Here is a 19,488-nt window from a genome sequence, read left to right on the forward strand (position 1 = left end):
GCCTACCATTGCTCGCGCCTGGAGACGACAGGCTTGGGCTGCTTGGACTGTTCAGGCGCGCTGTCCGAATCCTGCCTGGCCGGTTTGCGTTTCGTGGCGGCCGGGCGTTTCGCGGAGGCGGATGCGCCGGCCTCGGGTTGCTTGCGGGTGGCCGTGGGCGCTGCGTACCGGGCGGCGGCCTCCTGCACGTGCCTGGCCGCAGGGGGGGAGGACTGGTCGCCGGAAAACCAGGTGTTGGTCGGGCTCTGCCGTTGGGTTGTCGCGTCTTCCGCCCCGAGCGTCATCTGGACGCCGAGCACCGACAGCACGCGCAGAAAGCGCGCGAGGCTGACTACCTGCGGATTTGCCTCGAGGCGCGCATAGGTCTGCTGCGTGATGCCGAGCCGAGCCGCCAGCTCGGCCTGCGTCATGCCGGCCGCGCGGCGGAAGGCCTTGAGCGTGGGTGCCAGCTGGTCGACGGTCTGGATCGGGTAGTTCACGGCGGTCTTCCGGTGCGTGCCTTGAATACAGAGTATAGGCTGTTTTTCAAAAATACAGTCTATGAAGTGTATTTCTTGAAAAGAACATTATATAAGCTGTAATCAAGAGATACAGCTTAAAGGTTGTAACGCTTGGCCGTGCCACCTGCCGGCAGCTTGGCAGGTTTCGCGCGTCATTGCATTTCCGGGCCGGCTCCGAGGTCTGCCCCACCGGGTTTGACGCGCTCGCGCCGCTGCCCGCATGGCGAGACCGCTGCGCGTTTCCGTCGGTGCCGGCTGAGGCTCGGCCAGGCGCGCGCGGCCCGGCGATTCTTGCGCCGCGGTCAAGTCTCTTCTGCGCGGCGGCGGGTGTTTCCCGCCGCGGCTTGCCCGGATACTCCTGCCATGTGCAAAAGCCGGGGCTTGCCCGGCATGAGGAGTTTCCCATGCAGATCTTCATCACCGGCGCCGCCGGCTTCATCGGCGGTTCGGTCGCGGCGCGGCTGCTGGCCGACGGCCACACCGTGCGCGGTCTCGTGCGCAACCCGGCCCAGGCCGACGCGCTGGTCCGCCTCGGCATCGTGCCGGTGGCCGGCACGCTCGACGACGCGGCCCTGCTGACGCGCGAGGCCGCGCAGGCCGACGCCGTCATCAACACCGCCAGCAGCGACCACCGCGGCGCCGTGGAGGCGCTGCTGGCCGGCCTGCGCGGCAGCGGCAAGCCCTTCCTGCACACCAGCGGCTCCAGCGTGATCGGCGACGACGTGGGCGGCGACGTGCTGTCCGCGCGCATCTTCGACGAAGACACGCCGCTGGTGGTGGAAGCGGACAAGCAGGCCCGCCACGCCATCGACGAGATGGTGCTGGCCGCGGCCGCCGACGGCGTGCGCGGCATCGTGCTGTGCAACAGCATGATCTACGGCACCGGCGCCGGGCTGCACGCCGACAGCGTGCAGATCCCGCCGCTGGTGGCGCAGGCCCGCGAGAGCGGGGTGGTGCGCATCGTCGGCAGCGGCGTGAACCGCTGGTCCAACGTGCACATCGCCGACGTGGTGGCGCTCTACGCGCGGGCGCTGGAGCACGCGCCGGCCGGCGCCTTCTACTTCGTCGAGAACGGCGAGGCGTCCTACGCCGAGATCGGCGCCGCCATCGCGCGCCGCCTCGGGCTCGGCCCGGCGCAGTCCTGGACCGTGGCGCAGGCCGCGCCGGTGTGGGGCGAGGGCGCCGCGCGCTATTCCTTCGGCTCCAACAGCCGCGTGCGCGCCCGCCGCGCGCGCACCGAGCTCGGCTGGCGGCCCGCGCACGACTCCGTCACCGGCTGGATCGAACACGACATGCCGGTGGACTGAGCCAGCGCGCTTGCCCGCCACCCCCCGATCTCCGGCCGGGCCGCCGTCAGCCCCGGCCGCCACTTACCTGACAAAGGAACGAACATGAGCATTCCCGCACTCGGCCTCGGCACTTTCCGCCTGCAAGGCCAGGCCGCCATCGACTCCGTGCGCAACGGCCTCGAGGTTGGCTACCGCGCCATCGACACCGCGCAGATCTACGGCAACGAAGCCGAAGTCGGCACGGCCATCGCCGCCAGCGGCGTGGCCCGCGCCGACCTGTTCCTCACCACCAAGATCTGGATCGAGAACCTCTCGCGCGGCAAGCTGGTGCCCAGCCTCAAGGACAGCCTCGCCAAGCTGCGCACCGACCACGTCGACCTGACCCTGATCCACTGGCCCTCGCCCGGCGGCGCGGTGCCGGTGGCCGAGTTCATGGGCGCGCTGGCCGAGGCCCGCGAGCAGGGCCTCACGCGGCAGATCGGCGTGTCCAACTTCACCATCGCGCTGATGCGCGAGGCCATCGACGCCGTTGGCGCCGGCGCGATCGCCACCAACCAGATCGAGCTGCATCCGTTCCTGCAGAACCGCAAGGTGGCCGAGTTCGCCCGCAGCCAGGGCATCCACATCACGTCCTACATGACGCTCGGCTACGGCAGCGTGCTGCAGGACCCGGTGATCGGGCGGATCGCCGCGCGCCTGTCCGCCACGCCCGCGCAGGTGGTGCTGGCCTGGGCCATGCAGCTCGGTTATGCGGTGATTCCGTCGTCCACCAGGCGCGCCAACCTCGAAAGCAACCTCGGCGCGCTGGCCGTGCGGCTGAACGATGCGGACATGGCCGCCATCGCCGCGCTGGATCGCGGCGGGCGCTTGACCAGTCCGGAGGGGCTGGCGCCGGTCTGGGATTGAGGGGAGCAACCCGTTGGCAAGTCGGGGGTTGCATGCAGCCTGAAGCCCGGTCGGATGACCGGGTTTCTTGTCGCCGCGAAAAGCCCTGACTGCCGGATGGCCGACCGAACCGCGTCCGATCCGCCGCCGACGTCCGATACGTGACGATGGCCGGGGGCTCAGAAGTCCGTCACCACCGTCTTCGTATTGGTGTACTCCAGCAGTCCTTCCATGCCATTTTCCCTGCCGAAGGCCGATTGCTTGTAGCCGCCGAAGACATAGTCTGGCGACAGCACATGGATCGTGTTGATCCAGACGGTGCCCGCTTCCAGGCGCGCCGCAATCTTGCTCGCCGTCGCGGGGTCGGCGCACCAGACCGATGCGCCCAGCCCGTAGTCGGAGTCGTTGGCGCGCCGCACGACTTCGTCGATGCTGGCAAACCGGAGGATGGGCAGCACCGGGCCGAATGCTTCTTCGACGACGACGCGGGCATCGTCGGCCGGGTTGCCGATGATCGTCACCGGCACGAAATAGCCCGGCCCCGCGGGGATGTCTCCGCCGAGCAGGAAGGTGTCGCCGCGCGCCTTCGACGATGCGATCAGCTCGACCAGACGATCGTATTGCCGCCGGTTCTGCACCGGACCGAGCTGTACGCCGGGGTCCAGGCCGTTGCCGGCTCTCACGGTCCTGGCGAAGGCGACGAAGGCGGCGGTGAGGCGGTCGTAGATGCGCTCGTGCACGTACAGCCGCTTGATGGCCAGGCAGAACTGCGCGTTGTTCGCGAACGCGCCCCAGAACAGTCTCGGCACCACGGCATCGATGTCGACGTCGTCCATGACGATGGCCGCATCGTTGCCGCCCATCTCCAGCGTCACGCGCTTCATGGTGTCGGCAGCGGCGCGCAGGATGGCCTTGCCCGTCTGCGTGGAGCCGGTGAATGCGATCTTGTCGATGCCGGCGTGCGCGGTCATCCAGGGGCCGAGCTCGTCGCCGCCGCTGACCACGTTGAGAACGCCGGGCGGCAATATGCCGCGGGCCAGCTCTCCGAACTTCAGCATGGTCAGCGGCGTGAACGGCGAGGGCTTCAGGACCAGCGTGTTGCCGGTAAGCAGCGCCGGCGCGATCTTCCAGACCGCCAGCGTCATCGGGAAATTCCACGGCGCGATGGCGCCGACCACGCCGAGCGGCTCGCGGCGGACTTCGACGCGCCGCTGCGCGGTGTCGAGCAGCACCTCGGCTGCGGGCGACATGCGCGCGACAGCCTCCAGCCACGCCTGGACGCTGCGCACCTCGTAGCAGGACCCGCGCGCGGCATGGAGCGGCTTGCCTTGCTCCAGCGTGAGCAGGCGGGCGAAGTCGTCTTCGCGGGCCTTGACTCTGGCCGCCAGCTGCCTGAGCAGGCATTGGCGCTCTTGCAGGGAAGCCGCGCTCCAGTCCGCGCAGGCGCCGCGTGCCGCGGCGACCGCGTGGTCGAGATGCGCCCGCGTGGCGCGCGGCGCGTCGCCGACGCGCTGCCAGGTCGCCGGGTCGATGACGGGCAGGGTATCGGCGGCCAGGACCGGCGCGCCGCCGATGGTCATGCTGAAGTGCGCGAACAGGTTCATGGGTGGTTGCCCGGCTCCAGCGAGCGGCCGGGGCCGTCCGCGAGGATGGCGCCACGCGCGCGCGGCGCGGCCAGCGTGGCGAAGATGGTCGCGCCGCCGGCCAGCAGCACCGCCGCCACGGCGTACAACCCGCCGCTGAAGCTGCCGGTGGTGGTCCGCAGCGTGCCGATCACGATCGGGCTGATGAAGCCGCCGATCAGCCCCACCGAGCTGATGAGCGCGATGCCGGACGCGGCCTTCGCTTCGTCGAGATGATGGGTGGCGGCTGCCCAGAAGGTGGGGAAGCCGGCAAAGATGCCGACCGACGCGACCGACATGGCCGCGACCGCGAGCGCCAGGCTGTCCGTGTTCCAGCCCAGCCCCGCGATGCCGGCGCCGCCGGCGAGGACCGACAGCGTGCAATGCCAGCGCCGCTCGCCGGTGCGGTCCGAGCGGCGGCCGATCCAGACCATGCCGATGCCGCCGAGCGCATAGGGGATGGCCGTGAGCAGGCCGAGCTGCTGCGGCGTGCCGGCGGGGAACACGGTCTTGAGCAAGGCCGGAATCCAGCTCGCGGTAGTGACCACGCCGCAGACCAGCGCGAAGTAGACGAACAGCAGCGGATAGAGCTTCGCGTCCTTGAGCAGCGCGGCCAGTGTCTCGTTGAAGCCGGACCTGCTTCCGGCGCGCCCGGTCTCCACCGCCCGCCTGACGATGCGCTTCTCCCCGGCCGTCAGCCATTTGGCATCGTCGGGCCGGTCCACCAGGAACAGCATCACGACCACCGCCATGACGATGGACGGCAGGCCTTCGATGAGGAACATCCACTGCCAGGACTTCCATCCGTTGAGCCCCGCCATGTTCTGCATGATCCACCCCGACAGCGGCCCGCCGATGAAGCCCGCGAACGCGATCGGCGTCATGAACAGCGCGACGATCCTGGCGTGGCGCCCGGCGGGATACCAGTAGGTCAGGTAGAGAATCACGCCCGGAAAGAAGCCGGCTTCCGCCACGCCCAGCAGGAACCGCATGACGTAGAACTGCATCGGCGTCTGTACGAACATCATGCACGAGGAGATCATGCCCCACAGCAGCGCGATGCGGGCCAGCGTCTTCCTGGCGCCGATGCGCTCGAGCACATAGTTGCTTGGCACCTCGAACAGCAGGTAGCCGATGAACAGGATGCCGCTGCCGAAGCCGTACACGGCGGCGGAAAAACCGAGGTCCTCGCTCATGGCGGTCTGCGCGAAGCCGATGTTGATGCGGTCGAGATACGCCGTGAGATAGCACAGCAGCAGGATGGGAAGCAGCCTGGCGGTGATTTTCCGGTAGGTGGCGTCCTCGGCCGAGCGCTGCTGCGTCTGTTCGGGGGCAGTCATATCCATTGAACCCGTCTCCTTGTGTGGTTGGACGCGGCGGTGCGGTGGCCGCCGCGGTTGGATGCCGGCCAGGCCGGATGCCTGGCCTAGGGGCGCAGTACGATTCGTCCGACGACGTTCCCGGCTTCCAGGTCGTCGAGCGCGTCGTTGGCTTCGTGAAGGTGCCGGCAGGTGGTCGGCATCGGCGCCATCTCCACGCTGCGCACCAGCGCGACGAGGTCGCGCAGCTCCTGCAAGGTGCCGACATAACAGCCTTCGAGGGAAAGCGCGCGCAGCGGCAGCAGTGGCAAGGACAGGGTCAGTTCGCCGCCGGCCAGGCCTACCAGCAGCAGCTTGCCGCCCCTGGCCAGCAGGTCGAGGGCAAGCGCGGTGCTCCGGGCCGAGCCGACCAGGTCGACGACGGCCAGGATCGGCCCGCCGGCGGCTGCGCGGATGCGCTCGGCCACGCCGGCCTGCGCCGGGTCGAAGCAGGCGCGCGCGCCGGCCAGCGCGGCGGCCTGGCGCCGGTCCGCGTTGATGTCGACGGCGATGGTGCCCGCGCCGCCCATTGCCCGGGCCAGGCGCACGCACATCAGGCCGAGGCCGCCGGCGCCGATCACGACCAGCGAGGTCGCGCCCAGCGTTTGCGCGTCGAGCTTCCGCAGCGCGCTGTAGGTCGTCAGCCCGGAACACGCGAGCGGCGCGGCCGACTCGGGGGTCAGCCCGGCGATGTCGACGAGGAAGCGCGAGGCGGGCACGATCACATGGTCGCTGTAGCCGCCGGAGCGGAAGACGCCCAGCGAACGCGGCTGGGCGCACATGTTGTCGCGGCCGTCCTGGCACGGTGCGCAGGTCCCGCAGCCGATCCACGGATAGACCAGATATGGCTTGCCGAGCATGGCCGGGTCCACGTGCTCCCCCGCCGCCACGGCTTCGCCCACGATTTCGTGGCCGGGCGTGAGCGGCAGGCGGATGCCGCGATCCGCCATGCGCAGGGCCTTGCCGCCGCCGAGGTCGTATGCGCCCGAACGGGTATGGACGTCGGTATGGCATACGCCCGCCGCCGAGATCCTGAGCAGGATCTCGTCGCCGGTGGGGACCGGAGTGGACCGTTCATGGCGGACGAGCGCCTCGCCAAAGGTAACGATGTCGTAGCTGATCATGTCGCGGGCAGCATGAGGCCGCCGGTGGCTCGCGTGCAGCGCGCCGCCGGGGGCGGGTGGATTCGACGGGTTTGTGGCCGGCCGGGGCATGCGGCGCGGCAGGGGGCCGGGTCGGCGGTGTCTGGCGAAAGTGGTCGCCTTATGCGTGCCGGTTGACTAACAAGTTATACCCAAGGTTTTCTATGGTCAATGATATTCACCGTAGGGAAATACCATGAATTTGTTGTTCGCCGATTAAATGAATTGCCGACTAATTTTTCATGATTTTTCAAAGGCTTTGTTTGCTGTAAATAATAGGAATTTGTTTGTGTAGAGTGACCGGCTATCGGGCCATTCGAGCCTTGACCGGAGAACGCAATGGAAGCAGGCAAAGACGTTGGCGCGGTAATACAGGCGGCATCGATCCTGCGGGTGTTGTCGGATACGCGGCAGCCGCTGGGCGTGACCGCCATCGCGCGCATCGCCGCGCTGAATCCGTCGACCGCGCTGAACATCCTGAGGACCCTGGTGAAAGAGCGGCTGGTTGCCTTCGAGCCGGCCACCAAGACCTATGGCCTCGATCTCGGCCTGCTGGAACTGGCGCGGGTCATGCTGGGGAAGACGGAGGTGGAATTGTTGCGCCCGGGACTGCAGCGCATCGCGAACCAGTTCGAGGCCACCGTCAGCGTATGGCGGGTGGTGGATTCGCAGCGCGCTCCACCACGGGATTCAAGGGGAGATTCGCCGCGCTTCCTGCTGCTCGATCGATTGAAGCCGGAGCTCGGCGTGCATATCGAGTTCCGCAGCGCGATGCGGATTCCGCTGTACGCCGGCGCGATCGGGCGCGCGGCCGCGGCTGCCGGCCAGGTGTCCCCCGACCGGCTGCGGGAAGCCTTCGCGGGCATCCGCTGGAATACGCCGATGCCATTCGAGCGCTATCTCGCGGAGATCGACGAAGCGCGCCAGCGTGGTTACGCGGTGGATGCCGGCGTGCTGATCAAGAGCGTGGTCTCGGTCGCCGCGGCGATAGCGGATGCGCACGGCCGGCCAGCGCTGGCGGTCAGTACCCACACGTTCAGCGGACAGCTTGCCGACGACGCCTTGCACGAACTCGGGCGCTGCATCGGCGCGGCTTGCGCGCAGGCGCAGGCCGCGCTGTTCGGTCAGGCGGGGGCGCGGACCGGGTGACGAGCGGTCCGCGCGCCGCGGCTACGCCACCACGCGCATCTCATGGGGCACGGTCTCCGCGATGCATGCTGGAGCCTGAGCCGCCACCGCCTCACCATGAAAATGCGGCAGCACATGCGCCGCGATTTCCTCCATCGCTTCGCCGACCGGCCGCTGGCTGCGGCGGAAGTGCAGGGCGATGTGCGCGGCGCCGGCCGCGCGCATGGCGCGCAGTTCTTCGATCAGCCCGTTGCGGCCGACCGCCGCGCCGAAGCGGTGGCGGCGGATCGGCGCGTCGGGGTCGGCCAGCAGGTCGAGGTGGATGAAGCTGATGTAGGGCTTGGCGCCGGCGGCGCCGCGCCACATGGCGCTGCGGCGCGCGTGGTCCTCGGGCGTGCCGGGGTAGGCCAGCCAGCCGTCCATGTGCTCGCCGGCCCAGGCGGGCGCTTGCTGGGCCAGCCCGGCCACCAGCAGCGGCAGCGGTTGCTCCGGGCGCGGCAGCATGCGCACGCCTTCGGGCAGGCGCGACGCGCCGGCGTCGCGCAGCAGCGCCACGTGCTCGCGGAAGGTTTCGCCGCGGCGCGCGAAGTCGCGGCCGAAGACCGGGTATTCGACCGGGCGGTCGCCGCTGGCCACGCCGAGCAGCAGCCTGCCGTTGCTGAGCCGGTTCACCGTGGCGGCGGACTTGAGCGTCAGCATCGGCTCGCGCAGCGGCAGCACCACGGCGGCGGTGCCGAGCAGGATGCGCCCGGTCACGCCGGCGAGGTAGCCGAGGTAGCTGAAGGTCTCGAACACCTGCGCGGCGTCGCCGAACTGCGGGTCGTAGAGCGGCACGTCGCGCACCCACAGCGCGCGGAAGCCGAGCCGGTCGGCCAGCCGGGCCAGTTCGCCGTGGCGCGCCATGTCGGGTTCGCCGGGCAGGCGGCCGGATGCGCGCCGGGCGGCTTCGCCGGCGGGCGACCAGTCGTTGTCCAGCGGCAGTTCCACGCCGACGCTGAAGCCGCCGGCGGTCAGTTTGTCCAGTGCGCCGGGCATGGCGGTCTCCTTGGCGGCGGGATCAGGCGGCATCGGCTTGCGCGCCGGTGTTGCTGGCGTGCCGCGGATAGTCCGTGTAGCCGGCCTCGGCGCCGCCGAAGTATCTGGCGCGGTCGCCGGTGTTGAGCGGCAGGTCGTGGCGCAGGCGATACGGCAGGTCCGGGTTGGCGATGAACGGGCGGCCGAAGCCGATCAGGTCGGCCCAGCCCCGGGCGAGCGCTTCCTCGGCGCGCGGCTTGGTGTAGTTGCCGGAGTAGATCAGCGTGCCGGGGTAGATCGCGCGCAGCGCTTCCTTGAAGGCGGCGGGCATCACGGGCGCGTCTTCCCAGTCGGCCTCGGCGATGTGGATGTAGCCCACGCCGATCTGGCCGAGCGCGTGTGCGGCGGCGAGGTAGGTGGCTTCGGGCGTGTCGTCGACCGCGCCCTGCAGCGTGGTCAGCGGCGCCAGGCGCACGCCGATGCGGTCCTTGCCGACCACGTCGGTCACGGCCTGCGCCACTTCCTTGAGGAAGCGCAGGCGGTTGGCCAGCGAGCCGCCGTAGGCGTCGGTGCGGGCGTTGGCCTGCGAGTCGATGAACTGGTTGATGAGGTAGCCGTTGGCGCCGTGCAGCTCCACGCCGTCGAAGCCGGCTTCCAGCGCATTGCGCGCGGCGCGGGCGTAGTCGGCCACGATGCCGGGGATCTCGTCGATCGACAGCGCGCGCGGCGCGGAGTGCTGGACCATCTCGCCCACGCCGCCCTGCGGGCCCTGGCCGCTGGCGTCGACGAACACCTTCACGCCCTCGGCGACCAGCGCCGACGACGATACCGGCGCGGCGTTGCCCGGCTGCAGCGAGGTGTGCGAGACGCGGCCCACGTGCCACAGCTGCGCGAAGATCCGGCCGCCGGCGGCGTGCACCGCGTCGGTGATCTTGCGCCAGCCGCGCACCTGCTCCCCGGTGTAGATGCCGGGCGTCCAGGCGTAGCCCTGGCCCTGCCGGCTGATCTGCGTGCCTTCGGAGATGATCAGGCCGGCGCTGGCGCGCTGGGCGTAGTACTCGGCCATCAGGTCGGTGGCGACGTCGCCGGCGGCGGCGCGCGAGCGGGTCATCGGGGGCATCACGATGCGGTTCTGCGTGGTGATGTCGCCAAGGGTGTAGGGGGTGAACAGCATGGTTGCCTCGCTTCGGATGGGTGGATGAAGCGATTGTCGGGGCGGCCGGCTCCGGCAAAAACCCCGTGGCAGGCAAATGATTCTTGCCGCGCGATCAAGGAAGGCGCGCCCGCGCGGGTGCGGCGGCAGGCACAGAGGCCGCCCGCGCGTCATGCTTAATTTGCATGAGCCGCCGCCGCGGCTTGTGGAAGAATGCCGCATTCCCTTCCACCGCTGCCCCGAGACCCCTGCCAACCATGAACGAAGACATCGTCTACCTCAACGGCGAACTCACGCCCCTGTCCGAAGCCCGCGTCCCCGTGCTGGACCGCGGCTTCATCTTCGGCGACGGCGTGTACGAAGTCGTGCCCATCTACGGCGGCCGGCCGTTCCGCCTGCCGCAGCACCTGGCGCGGCTGGCGCGCAGCCAGGAAACCATCGGCATTCCCAATCCGCATACGGAGGCCGAATGGATGGCGCTGATCGACCGCGTGGTCAAGGCCAACGGGCTGTCCGACCAGATGGTCTACATCCAGGTCACGCGCGGCGTGGCGCGGCGCGCCCATGCCTTCCCCAGGGAGGTGACGCCGACGGTGCTGATCATGACCAACCCGATGACGCCGCCGTCGGCGCAGATGCGCGAGCAGGGCGTGGTGTGCGTGACGCAGGAAGACAAGCGCTGGCTCCATTGCCAGATCAAGTCCACCTCGCTGCTGGGCAACGTGCTGGCGGCGCAGAACGCGGCCGAGCATGGCGTCACCGAGAGCATCCAGTTCCGCGACGGCTTCCTGACCGAGGCGTCCTCGTCCAACGTGTGGATCGTCACGCAGGGCCGCGTCAGCGCGCCGCCCAAGGACAACCTGATCCTGGAAGGCATCCGCTACGGCTGGATGGAGGAGCTCTGCGCCAGGCTGGACATTTCGCTGGAAGCGCGCCGCATCGCGCGCGAGGAAGTGTTCGCGGCCGACGAGGTGCTGCTGACCTCGGCCAGCAAGGAAGTGCTGCCGGTGGTGGCCATCGACGGCAAGACCATCGGCGCGGGCGTGCCGGGGCCGGTGTTCAAGCGGCTGTATGCGGCGTACCAGGAGGCGAAGGCGGCGGCGTGAGGCGCGCCGCGGAATGACTGCGGGTCTGCTCCCCTCTCCCATTGCATGGGAGAGGGGAGCAGACCGTCGGCAGGCATGCGGCCATCGTGGCGCTTTGCGCGACCCGGCGTCAGGCCGGCGCGCCTTCCAGCTCGCGCAGCCGGAAGCGCTGGATCTTGCCGGTGGCGGTCTTGGGCAGCGCGGGCACGAACTCGATCACGCGCGGGTACTTGTAGGGCGCCAGGCGTTCCTTGACGAAGGCCTTGAGCTCGGCCTCGCCGGCCCGCGCGCCGGGCTTGAGCACGATGAAGGCCTTGGTCCTGGTCAGGCCGGCGGCGTCGGGCACGCCGATCACGGCCGCCTCGAGCACGGCCGGGTGCTGGGCCAGCGTGGCTTCCACCTCGAACGGCGAGACGTAGATGCCGCTGACCTTGAGCATGTCGTCGCTGCGCCCGGCGTAGCAGTAGCTGCCGTCGGGGTTGCGCACGTACTTGTCGCCGCTCTTGGTCCAGCCGCCGCGGAAGGTCTCGCGCGATTTCTCGCGGTTGCCCCAGTACATCAGCGCGGCACTCGGCCCCTGGATGTAGAGGTCGCCGACTTCGCCGTCGGGCACCGGGCGGCCTTCCTCGTCGCGCAGCTCGACCGCGTAGCCGGGCACCGGCCAGCCGGTGGTGCCGTAGCGCACCTGGCCGGGGCGGTTGGAGAGGAAGATGTGCAGCATCTCGGTGGAGCCGATGCCGTCGATGATCTCGCAGCCGAAGTGGGCGGTGAAGCGCTCGCCGAGCTCGGCGGGCAGCGCTTCGCCGGCGGACGAGCACAGGCGCAGCGCGACCGCGCCGCGCGCGGGCAGGGCCGGCGAGGCGAGCATGCCGGCATAGCCGGTCGGCGCGCCGAAGAAGACCGTGGGCCGGTGTTCCAGCCAGCGCCGGAAGGTGGCTTCGGGCGTGGGCCGCTCGGCCATCAGCACCACGGTGGCGCCCACGCTCAGGGGGAAGCTCAGGCCGTTGCCGAGCCCGTAGGCGAAGTACAGCTTGGCGGCGGAGAAGCAGACGTCGTTTTCATGCAGGCCGAGGATGGGGCCGGCGTACAGTTGCGCGGTCCAGTACGGGTTGGCCTGGCTGTGCAGCACGCCCTTGGGGCGGCCGGTGGAGCCGGACGAATAGAGCCAGAAGCCGGGGTCGTCGGGGCCGGTGCCGGCGGGCGCGGCCAGCGGCGCGTGGCGCGCGAGCAGTGCGTCGAGCGCGACGGTGCCGGCGTAGTCGGCGTCGGCGGCATCATTGGCGTCATTGGCGGGCGCGCCGTCCGGGTGCGAGACGATGACCTCTTTCACTTCGTGGCCGCCCTGCGCCATCGCCTGGCGCAGCACCGGCAGCAGCGCGGCCGACACCAGCACCGCCTGGGCGCGGCTGTGTTCCAGCATGTAGGCGTAGTCGTCGGCGGTGAGCAGCGTGTTGACCGCCACCGGCACGATGCCGGCGTACATGGCGCCGAGGAAGGACACCGGCCAGTCGTTGCAGTCGTGCATCAGCAGCAGCACGCGCTCTTCGCGGTGGATGCCGCAGTCCTGCAGCGCGGCGGCCAGGCGGCGCACGCGCTCGGCCAGCGCGCCGTAGCTGAGGCTGCCGCGGTCGTCGATATAGGCGGTCTTGCCGGCGCGCCGCGCGTTGCGGGCGATCAGGTGCGCGGCGAAATTGAAGGGTGTGCCCGGCGGCTGCGCGGGCGTGTCGATGGTCATGCTTGTCTCCCCTGGTGGGTGGCGGGTCGTGCGCCCGGCCTACAGTTGCGCCAGCACGCCGGTGCCGGCCTGCACGGCGCTGCGCCGGTGATAGAAGTTCAGCGCCCGCAGCCCGCCCAGTTCCTCGCCGCCGCCGGCGCGGCCCGGGCCGCCGTGCAGCGACTGCGGCATGACGTTGCCGTGGCCGGTGTGCGACTGGCCCACTTCGGGCGAGACCACGTGGACGCGGCCGTGGCTGTCGGCCAGCGCGACGGCGGCGGCGGCCAGCGCGGCGGCGTCGCTGCCGTACAGCGAGGCCACCAGCGAGCCTTGCCCGCGCCGCACCAGCGCCAGCGCATGGGCGGCGTCGCGGTAGGGCACCAGCGTGGCCACCGGGCCGAACACCTCGGTGTCGTGCACGCGGTCGGCGCCGTCGGCGCCATCGGCATCGCGCACGCCCAGCAGCGTGGGGCCGACGCAGCAGGCCACGGCCGGGTCGGCGTCGACCAGCGCGTGCGTGGCGCCGTCGTGCAGCACTTCGGCCTGTTCGCGCAGGTAAGCCAGCCCCTCGCGCACCGTGTCCAGCTGCGCGCGGCTGACCAGCGCGCCCATGCGCACCGCGTCGTGGCGCGGGTTGCCCACGGTGGTCTTGCGCAGGCGCGCGCCGATGGCCTCGGCGGCGGCGCCGTACAGCGCCGCGGGCACGAAGATGCGGCGGATGGCGGTGCATTTCTGCCCGGACTTGACCGTCATCTCGCGCGCGGCCTCGCGCACCAGCAGGTCGAACGCCTCGCCGCCGGCGGCTTCGCCCGGCAGCAGCAGCGCCGAGTTGACGCTGTCGGCCTCGATGTTGACGCGCACCGAGCGCCGCGTGACCGCCGCATGCGAGCGGATCAGCGCGGCGGTGTCGGCCGAGCCGGTGAAGGACACCACGTCGAACGGCTGCAACTGGTCGAGCAGGCCGGCCGCGCTGCCGCACACCACGGACAGCGCGCCGGGCGGCAGGATGCCGGCCTCGATCACGTCGCGCACCATGCGCTGCGTCAGCCATGCCGTGGCCGTGGCGGGCTTGACGATGACCGGCACGCCCGAGAGCAGCGCGGGCGCGGCTTTCTCCCACAGCCCCCAGGCGGGGAAGTTGAAGGCGTTGATCAGCAGCGCCACGCCGCGCGTGGGCGCGAGCACGTGCTGCGACTGGAACAGCGGCTCCTTGCCCAGGCGCGCGGCCTCGCCGTCCAGCAGGAAGCGGCGCGCGCCGAGCCCGTCGCCGAGCTTCGCGTAGGTGCCGAGCGTGAAGATGCCGCCGTCGATGTCCACCGCCGAATCGTTGCGCACCGTGCCGCTGTTGGCGGTGGCGATGTCGTAATAGGCGTCGCGGTTGGCCTGCAGCACCCTGGAGACGGCGCCGAGCAGGGCGGCGCGCTCGCGGTAGTCGAGCGCGCGCAGGGCCGCGCCGCCCTGTTCGCGGGCGAAGGCGAAGCCGGCGGCGAGGTCGAGCCCGGCGGCGTCCACGTGCACCAGTTCGTGGCCCAGCACGGGGTCGCGCAGCGCCGTGCCGGCACCGGTCCCGGCCTGCCAGCGGCCGCCGAGATGGTTGGAAAGCAGTTCGGTCATGATGCGGGTTGCCTGTGGTGTGAATCTAGTGCGAATTCACCGCGTGAATTCGATGCGCCCGGCGGGCAGCAGGTAGAGCACCAGCGCGCGGCCCTGCGTGACGGTGGGCCGGTGCGCGCTGCCCGGCGGGCAGACCAGCCAGCCGGCCGGGCGGCCGTCGAAGCGCGCGTCGCCTTCGAGCGGCATGATCAGGTCGATCTCGCCTTCGGGATGCACGTGGTGCGGCCCGGCGATGTCGCGCATGTCCACCACGTCGACCGAGAAGCCGTGCAGTTCGTCGTCCGGCCTGAAGATGCGGCCGTAGCGGATGCCGCCGCCTTCGCGGTCGCACAGCCAGCCCTCGGCCAAGCCGGTCTCGCAGGCGGCTTTCAGTTCGCGGTAGGCGGGGCTGCCGGCGCCGTGTTCGGTGTTGAGCCAGGCGTCGAGGGCGGCATCGAGCGGGCGGCCGGCGATCTCGGCCGTCAGCCGCGCGATCCGTGCGCGGAATGCCTGCGCATGAAATTCGGTTGGGGACATCTGGGGGCTCCATTAGACTTAGCCGGGTTGCATACCCACGCTTCATGCATTATTGTGCATGTGTGAAACATAGAGCCGACGAGAAATCATGTCAAGCAATATATTGCATGCGACCGGGTTAACTCCGATCGAGCAGCCGATCCAGCAGCCGATCGAGCAAGAGACCGCGCTGGACGAGGGCGAGGCCGGCGCAGCACAACCGGGTGCGCAGCCGGCCGCACAGCCCGCCGCCGGTCAGGACGCCGCTTCCGCGGCCGCCAGCGCCGGCGAGCGGAACACGCTGCTGGCCGGCCTGGGCGAGCGCGTGCGCGAGCTGCGCGCGCGCCGCGGCCTGACCCGCAAGGCCACCGCGCTGGCCGCCGGGGTGTCGGAGCGGCACCTCGCCAACCTCGAATACGGCAGCGGCAACGCTTCCATCCTCGTGCTGCAGCACGTCGCCGGCGCGCTGCAATGCTCGCTGGCGGAGCTGCTGGGCGACGTCTCCACCTCGTCGCCGGAGTGGCTGCTAATCCGCGAGCTGCTGGAGCACCGCGACGAAGCCACGCTGCGGCGCGTGCGCATCGCCATCGGCGAGATGCTGGGCACCGGCGGCGGCAACGCCGCGCGCAGCCCGCGCGTGGCGCTGATCGGCCTGCGCGGCGCCGGCAAGTCCACGCTGGGCGCGATGCTGGCCGAGGACCTCGGCTTTCCGTTCGTGGAGCTGAGCCGCGAGATCGAGCAGTTCGCCGGCTGCAGCATCTCCGAGATCCAGGGCCTGTACGGCATGAACGCCTACCGCCGCTACGAGCGGCGCGCGCTGGAGGAGGCGATCCAGATCTATCCCGAGGCGGTGATCGCCACGCCGGGCGGGCTGGTGTCCGACCCGGCCACCTTCAACCTGCTGCTGGCCCACTGCACCACGGTGTGGCTGCAGGCCGACCCGGAAGACCATATGAGCCGCGTGCGCGCCCAGGGCGACCTGCGGCCGATGGCCGCCAGCAAGGAGGCGATGGAAGACCTGCGCCACATCCTGGCCGGCCGCGCGGCGTTCTATTCCAAGGCGGAGTTCAGCGTGGACACCAGCGCCGAGCCGCTGGAGGAGACGTTCCAGGCGCTGCGGGACGTGGTGCGGCGGGCCTTGCGGTTGCCGCTCTAGCGGCGGAGGGGCGTTTCAGGCGCTTCGGCAGAAAAGATGCACAATAGTGCTTGACGTTGGTTTTGGTGGGAACTATATTTCGTTCCACCAGATTCCCGATCACTGCACTATCGTGCTTCGCTGCCGAGGAGACACCGCATGACTACCGCCCCCCGCGTCGATTACCAGACCGACCCGTCCCGATACAAGCACCTGAAGCTGACGTTCGACGGCCCCGTTGCCACGCTGGCGGTGGACATCGACGAGAACGCCGGCCTGCGCCCCGGCTACAAGCTCAAGCTCAACAGCTACGACCTCGGCGTCGACATCGAACTCAACGACGCGGTCAACCGCATCCGCTTCGAGCATCCCGAGGTGCGCACCGTGGTGGTCACGAGCGGCAAGGACCGCGTGTTCTGCTCGGGCGCCAACATCTTCATGCTGGGCGTGAGCAGCCACGCCTGGAAGGTGAATTTCTGCAAGTTCACCAACGAGACCCGCAACGGCCTGGAAGACTCGTCGCGGCACAGCGGCCTGAAATTCCTCGCCGCGGTCAACGGCGCCTGCGCCGGCGGCGGCTACGAGCTGGCGCTGGCCTGCGACGAGATCATCCTGGTCGACGACCGCGCCTCCGCCGTGAGCCTGCCGGAGGTGCCGCTGCTGGGCGTGCTGCCGGGCACCGGCGGCCTGACCCGCGTGACCGACAAGCGCCACGTGCGCCATGATCTCGCCGACATCTTCTGCACCACCACCGAAGGCGTGCGCGGCCAGCGCGCCAAGGACTGGCGCCTCGTCGACGACATCGCCAAGCCCGCCGTGTTCGCGCAGAAAGTGCGCGAGCGCGCGCTGGCGCTGGCCGCGCGGAGCGACCGCCCGGCCGACGGCCGCGGCGTGGCGCTGACCCCGCTTCGGCGCGGCGTGGACGCCGATGCGCTGCGCTACGAGCACGTGAGCGTGGAGATCGACCGCGCCGCGCGCCGCGCCACCTTCATCGTCAGGGCGCCGTCGGCCACGCAGCCGCGGACGCTCGGCGCCATCGCCGAGGCGGGCGCCGCGTGGTATCCGCTGCAGCTGGCGCGCGAGCTGGACGACGCCATCCTGTCGATGCGCACCAACGAGCTCGACATCGGCACCTGGCTGATCAAGACCGAGGGCGAGGCCGCCGACGTGCTGGCGATGGATGCCACGCTGCTCGCGCACAAGGACCACTGGCTGGTGCGCGAGACCATCGGCCTGCTGCGCCGCACGCTGGCGCGCCTGGACGTGTCGTCGCGCAGCCTGTTCGCGCTGATCGAGCCAGGCTCGTGCTTCGCCGGCACCTTCCTCGAACTGGCGCTGGCCTGCGACCGCAGCTACCACCTCGCGCTGCCCGACGACGAGGCGCGCGCGCCGAAGATCACCGTGGCCGAGGCCAACTTCGGCCTCTACCCGATGGTGACGGGGCAAAGCCGCCTGGGCCGCCGCTTCTACGACGAGCAGCCCGCGCTCGAAGCGGTGCGCGCCCGCGCCGGCCAGCCGCTCGACGCCGACGCGGCCCACGCGCTCGGCCTCGTCACCGCCAACCCCGACGACATCGACTGGACCGACGAAGTGCGCATCGCGCTGGAGGAGCGCGCCGCCATGTCGCCCGACGCGCTCACCGGCATGGAAGCCAACCTGCGCTTCAACGGCCCCGAGAACATGTTCACCCGCATCTTCGGCCGGCTCACCGCCTGGCAGAACTGGATCTTCCAGCGCCCCAACGCCGTGGGCGAGAAGGGCGCGCTCAAGGTCTACGGCAAGGGTGACAAGGCCGCGTTCGACTGGAACCGCGTCTAGACCGCACGCCCCCGGCGGCGCGGCGCGTTTCCCGGTGGGGGCGCCGCGGCCGGCACCGATCCTTCTCCACCCAAGCCAACGCAGCACAGCCAGCCACGGAGACAATGATGTCCGGCATCAACTACAGCGAAAAGATCCCCAACAACGTCAACCTCAGCGAAGACCGCACGCTGCAGCGCGCGCTCGAGCAATGGCAGCCCAACTACCTGAGCTGGTGGAACGACATGGGCCCGGACGGCTCGCAGAATTTCGACATCTACCTGCGCACCGCCATCAGCGTGGACCCGCAGGGCTGGGCCCACTTCGGCCACGTGAAGATGCCGGACTACCGCTGGGGCATCTTCCTCAACCCGGCCGAGGCCAACCGCAAGATCCACTTCGGCGACCACAAGGGCGAGGACGCCTGGCAGGACGTGCCCGGCGAATACCGCGCCAACCTGCGCCGCATCATCGTCACCCAGGGCGACACCGAGCCGGCCTCGGTCGAGCAGCAGCGCCACCTCGGCCTGACCGCGCCGAGCATGTACGACCTGCGCAACCTGTTCCAGGTCAACGTGGAAGAAGGCCGCCACCTGTGGGCGATGGTCTACCTGCTGCACAAGTACTTCGGCCGCGACGGCCGCGAGGAAGGCGAGGCGCTGCTGGAGCGCCGCAGCGGCCAGCAGGACAATCCGCGCATCCTGCAGGCGTTCAACGAGCAGACCCCCGACTGGCTGTCGTTCTTCATGTTCACCTACTTCACCGACCGCGACGGCAAGTTCCAGCTGTGCGCGCTGGCCGAATCGAGCTTCGACCCGCTCGCGCGCACCACCAGGTTCATGCTGACCGAGGAAGCGCACCACATGTTCGTGGGCGAGAGCGGCGTGTCGCGCGTGATCCAGCGCACCTGCCAGGTCATGAACGAGCTCAAGACCGACGATCCGGCCCGCCTGCGCGCGGCCGGCGTGATCGACCTGCCGACCATCCAGCGCTACCTGAACTTCCACTACAGCGTCACCATCGACCTGTTCGGCGCGGACGAGTCCAGCAACGCCGCCACCTTCTACAGCACCGGCCTCAAGGGCCGCTACGAAGAAGGCAAGCGCACCGACGACCACGTGCTCAAGGGCCAGAGCTACAAGGTGCTGCAGGCCGTGGGCGGGCAACTGGTGGAGAAGGAAGTGCCGCTGCTCAACGCGCTCAACGAAGTGCTGCGCGACGACTACATCAAGGACAGCATGGCCGGCGTGGAGCGCTGGAACAAGGTCATCGAGAAGGCCGCCATCCCGTTCCGTCTGAAGGTGCCGCACAAGGCGTTCCACCGCAACATCGGCGCGCTCTCGGGCGTGAAGATCTCGCCGGACGGCCGCGTGGTCTCCGAGGCCGAATGGCGCGACAACGTGGACCAGTGGCTGCCCAGCGACGGCGACCGCGCCTTCGTGTCCAGCCTGATGGGCCGCGTGGTCGAGCCCGGCAAGTTCGCCAACTGGATCGCGCCGCCGGTGATGGGCATCAACCGCCAGCCGGTGGATTTCGAGTACGTGCGCTTCAACTGAG

Annotated in this window: 16 protein-coding genes; 7 read left to right on the plus strand and 9 right to left on the minus strand. The window is 70.0% G+C overall.

Translation table 11 applies throughout. From position 1 onward, the window contains the following. Positions 1-2 precede the first annotated feature (2 nt). Positions 3-479, minus strand: coding sequence for a helix-turn-helix transcriptional regulator (locus tag KF708C_RS14245; RefSeq protein WP_059412333.1), 477 nt, complete (start codon positions 477-479; stop codon positions 3-5). 425 nt (positions 480-904) lie between these two features. Between KF708C_RS14245 and KF708C_RS14250 the strand changes: the two genes are divergently transcribed. Together KF708C_RS14250 and dkgB are read left to right on the plus strand one after the other, a co-directional pair. Then, positions 905-1,807 carry an NAD-dependent epimerase/dehydratase family protein gene (locus KF708C_RS14250; RefSeq protein ID WP_059412334.1) on the plus strand — a complete coding sequence of 301 codons (903 nt, stop codon included), beginning with the start codon at positions 905-907 and terminating at the stop codon, positions 1,805-1,807. An 84-nt stretch (positions 1,808-1,891) separates the two neighbouring features. After that, complete coding sequence (dkgB, locus tag KF708C_RS14255; protein WP_059412335.1) at positions 1,892-2,695, plus strand: 2,5-didehydrogluconate reductase DkgB; 804 nt, start codon at positions 1,892-1,894, stop codon at positions 2,693-2,695. Between the two features lie 158 nt (positions 2,696-2,853). Here dkgB and KF708C_RS14260 read toward each other — a convergent pair whose 3' ends face one another. From KF708C_RS14260 to KF708C_RS14270, 3 genes are all read right to left on the minus strand, one after another. Next, entirely contained in the window at positions 2,854-4,278 is a 1,425-nt protein-coding gene (locus KF708C_RS14260; RefSeq protein WP_059412336.1) for an aldehyde dehydrogenase family protein, read from the minus strand. Continuing rightward, entirely contained in the window at positions 4,275-5,642 is a 1,368-nt protein-coding gene (locus KF708C_RS14265; protein ID WP_059412337.1) for an MFS transporter, read from the minus strand. Before KF708C_RS14265 ends, KF708C_RS14260 begins: the two co-directional genes overlap by 4 nt. Positions 5,643-5,722: 80 nt before the next feature. Then, complete coding sequence (locus tag KF708C_RS14270) at positions 5,723-6,778, minus strand: alcohol dehydrogenase (protein WP_059412338.1); 1,056 nt, start codon at positions 6,776-6,778, stop codon at positions 5,723-5,725. A gap of 357 nt (positions 6,779-7,135) precedes the next feature. Between KF708C_RS14270 and KF708C_RS14275 the strand changes: the two genes are divergently transcribed. Then, positions 7,136-7,945 (plus strand): IclR family transcriptional regulator, encoded by an 810-nt coding sequence (locus tag KF708C_RS14275; RefSeq protein ID WP_082079558.1) that lies wholly within the window; start codon positions 7,136-7,138, stop codon positions 7,943-7,945. A gap of 21 nt (positions 7,946-7,966) precedes the next feature. On the opposite strand, the gene KF708C_RS14280 is transcribed toward KF708C_RS14275, so the two are convergent. Together KF708C_RS14280 and KF708C_RS14285 are read right to left on the minus strand one after the other, a co-directional pair. Continuing rightward, complete coding sequence (locus tag KF708C_RS14280; protein WP_059412603.1) at positions 7,967-8,959, minus strand: TIGR03571 family LLM class oxidoreductase; 993 nt, start codon at positions 8,957-8,959, stop codon at positions 7,967-7,969. A gap of 22 nt (positions 8,960-8,981) precedes the next feature. After that, complete coding sequence (locus tag KF708C_RS14285) at positions 8,982-10,112, minus strand: alkene reductase (protein ID WP_059412340.1); 1,131 nt, start codon at positions 10,110-10,112, stop codon at positions 8,982-8,984. Positions 10,113-10,348: 236 nt separating this feature from the next. On the opposite strand from KF708C_RS14285, the gene KF708C_RS14290 reads away from it, so the two are divergent. Next, positions 10,349-11,197, plus strand: coding sequence for a D-amino acid aminotransferase (locus KF708C_RS14290; RefSeq protein ID WP_059412341.1), 849 nt, complete (start codon positions 10,349-10,351; stop codon positions 11,195-11,197). Positions 11,198-11,306: 109 nt separating this feature from the next. Here KF708C_RS14290 and KF708C_RS14295 read toward each other — a convergent pair whose 3' ends face one another. From KF708C_RS14295 to KF708C_RS14305, 3 genes are read right to left on the minus strand one after another with little or no spacing between them, the layout of a single operon-like run. Further along, positions 11,307-12,911: a benzoate-CoA ligase family protein gene (locus tag KF708C_RS14295; protein WP_059412342.1), complete on the minus strand. Its 1,605-nt coding sequence runs from the start codon at positions 12,909-12,911 to the stop codon at positions 11,307-11,309. Between the two features lie 39 nt (positions 12,912-12,950). Continuing rightward, on the minus strand, positions 12,951-14,504 hold the full coding sequence (locus KF708C_RS14300; protein WP_059412343.1) for a 3,4-dehydroadipyl-CoA semialdehyde dehydrogenase: 1,554 nt from the start codon (positions 14,502-14,504) through the stop codon (positions 12,951-12,953). Between the two features lie 36 nt (positions 14,505-14,540). Beyond that, on the minus strand, positions 14,541-15,020 hold the full coding sequence (locus KF708C_RS14305) for a DUF4863 family protein (protein WP_059412344.1): 480 nt from the start codon (positions 15,018-15,020) through the stop codon (positions 14,541-14,543). Positions 15,021-15,108: 88 nt separating this feature from the next. Here KF708C_RS14305 and KF708C_RS14310 point away from each other — a divergent pair, with 88 nt between their 5' ends. From KF708C_RS14310 to boxB, 3 genes are all read left to right on the plus strand, one after another. Then, positions 15,109-16,155: a helix-turn-helix transcriptional regulator gene (locus KF708C_RS14310; RefSeq protein ID WP_082079559.1), complete on the plus strand. Its 1,047-nt coding sequence runs from the start codon at positions 15,109-15,111 to the stop codon at positions 16,153-16,155. A 138-nt stretch (positions 16,156-16,293) separates the two neighbouring features. After that, positions 16,294-17,952 carry a 2,3-epoxybenzoyl-CoA dihydrolase gene (gene boxC, locus KF708C_RS14315; protein ID WP_059412345.1) on the plus strand — a complete coding sequence of 553 codons (1,659 nt, stop codon included), beginning with the start codon at positions 16,294-16,296 and terminating at the stop codon, positions 17,950-17,952. A 107-nt stretch (positions 17,953-18,059) separates the two neighbouring features. Further along, on the plus strand, positions 18,060-19,487 hold the full coding sequence (gene boxB, locus KF708C_RS14320; protein WP_020201772.1) for a benzoyl-CoA 2,3-epoxidase subunit BoxB: 1,428 nt from the start codon (positions 18,060-18,062) through the stop codon (positions 19,485-19,487). The last annotated feature ends 1 nt before the right edge of the window (position 19,488 follow it).

It is taken from the genome of Cupriavidus basilensis, from assembly GCF_000876015.1.
Lineage (GTDB): Bacteria > Pseudomonadota > Gammaproteobacteria > Burkholderiales > Burkholderiaceae > Cupriavidus > Cupriavidus basilensis_B.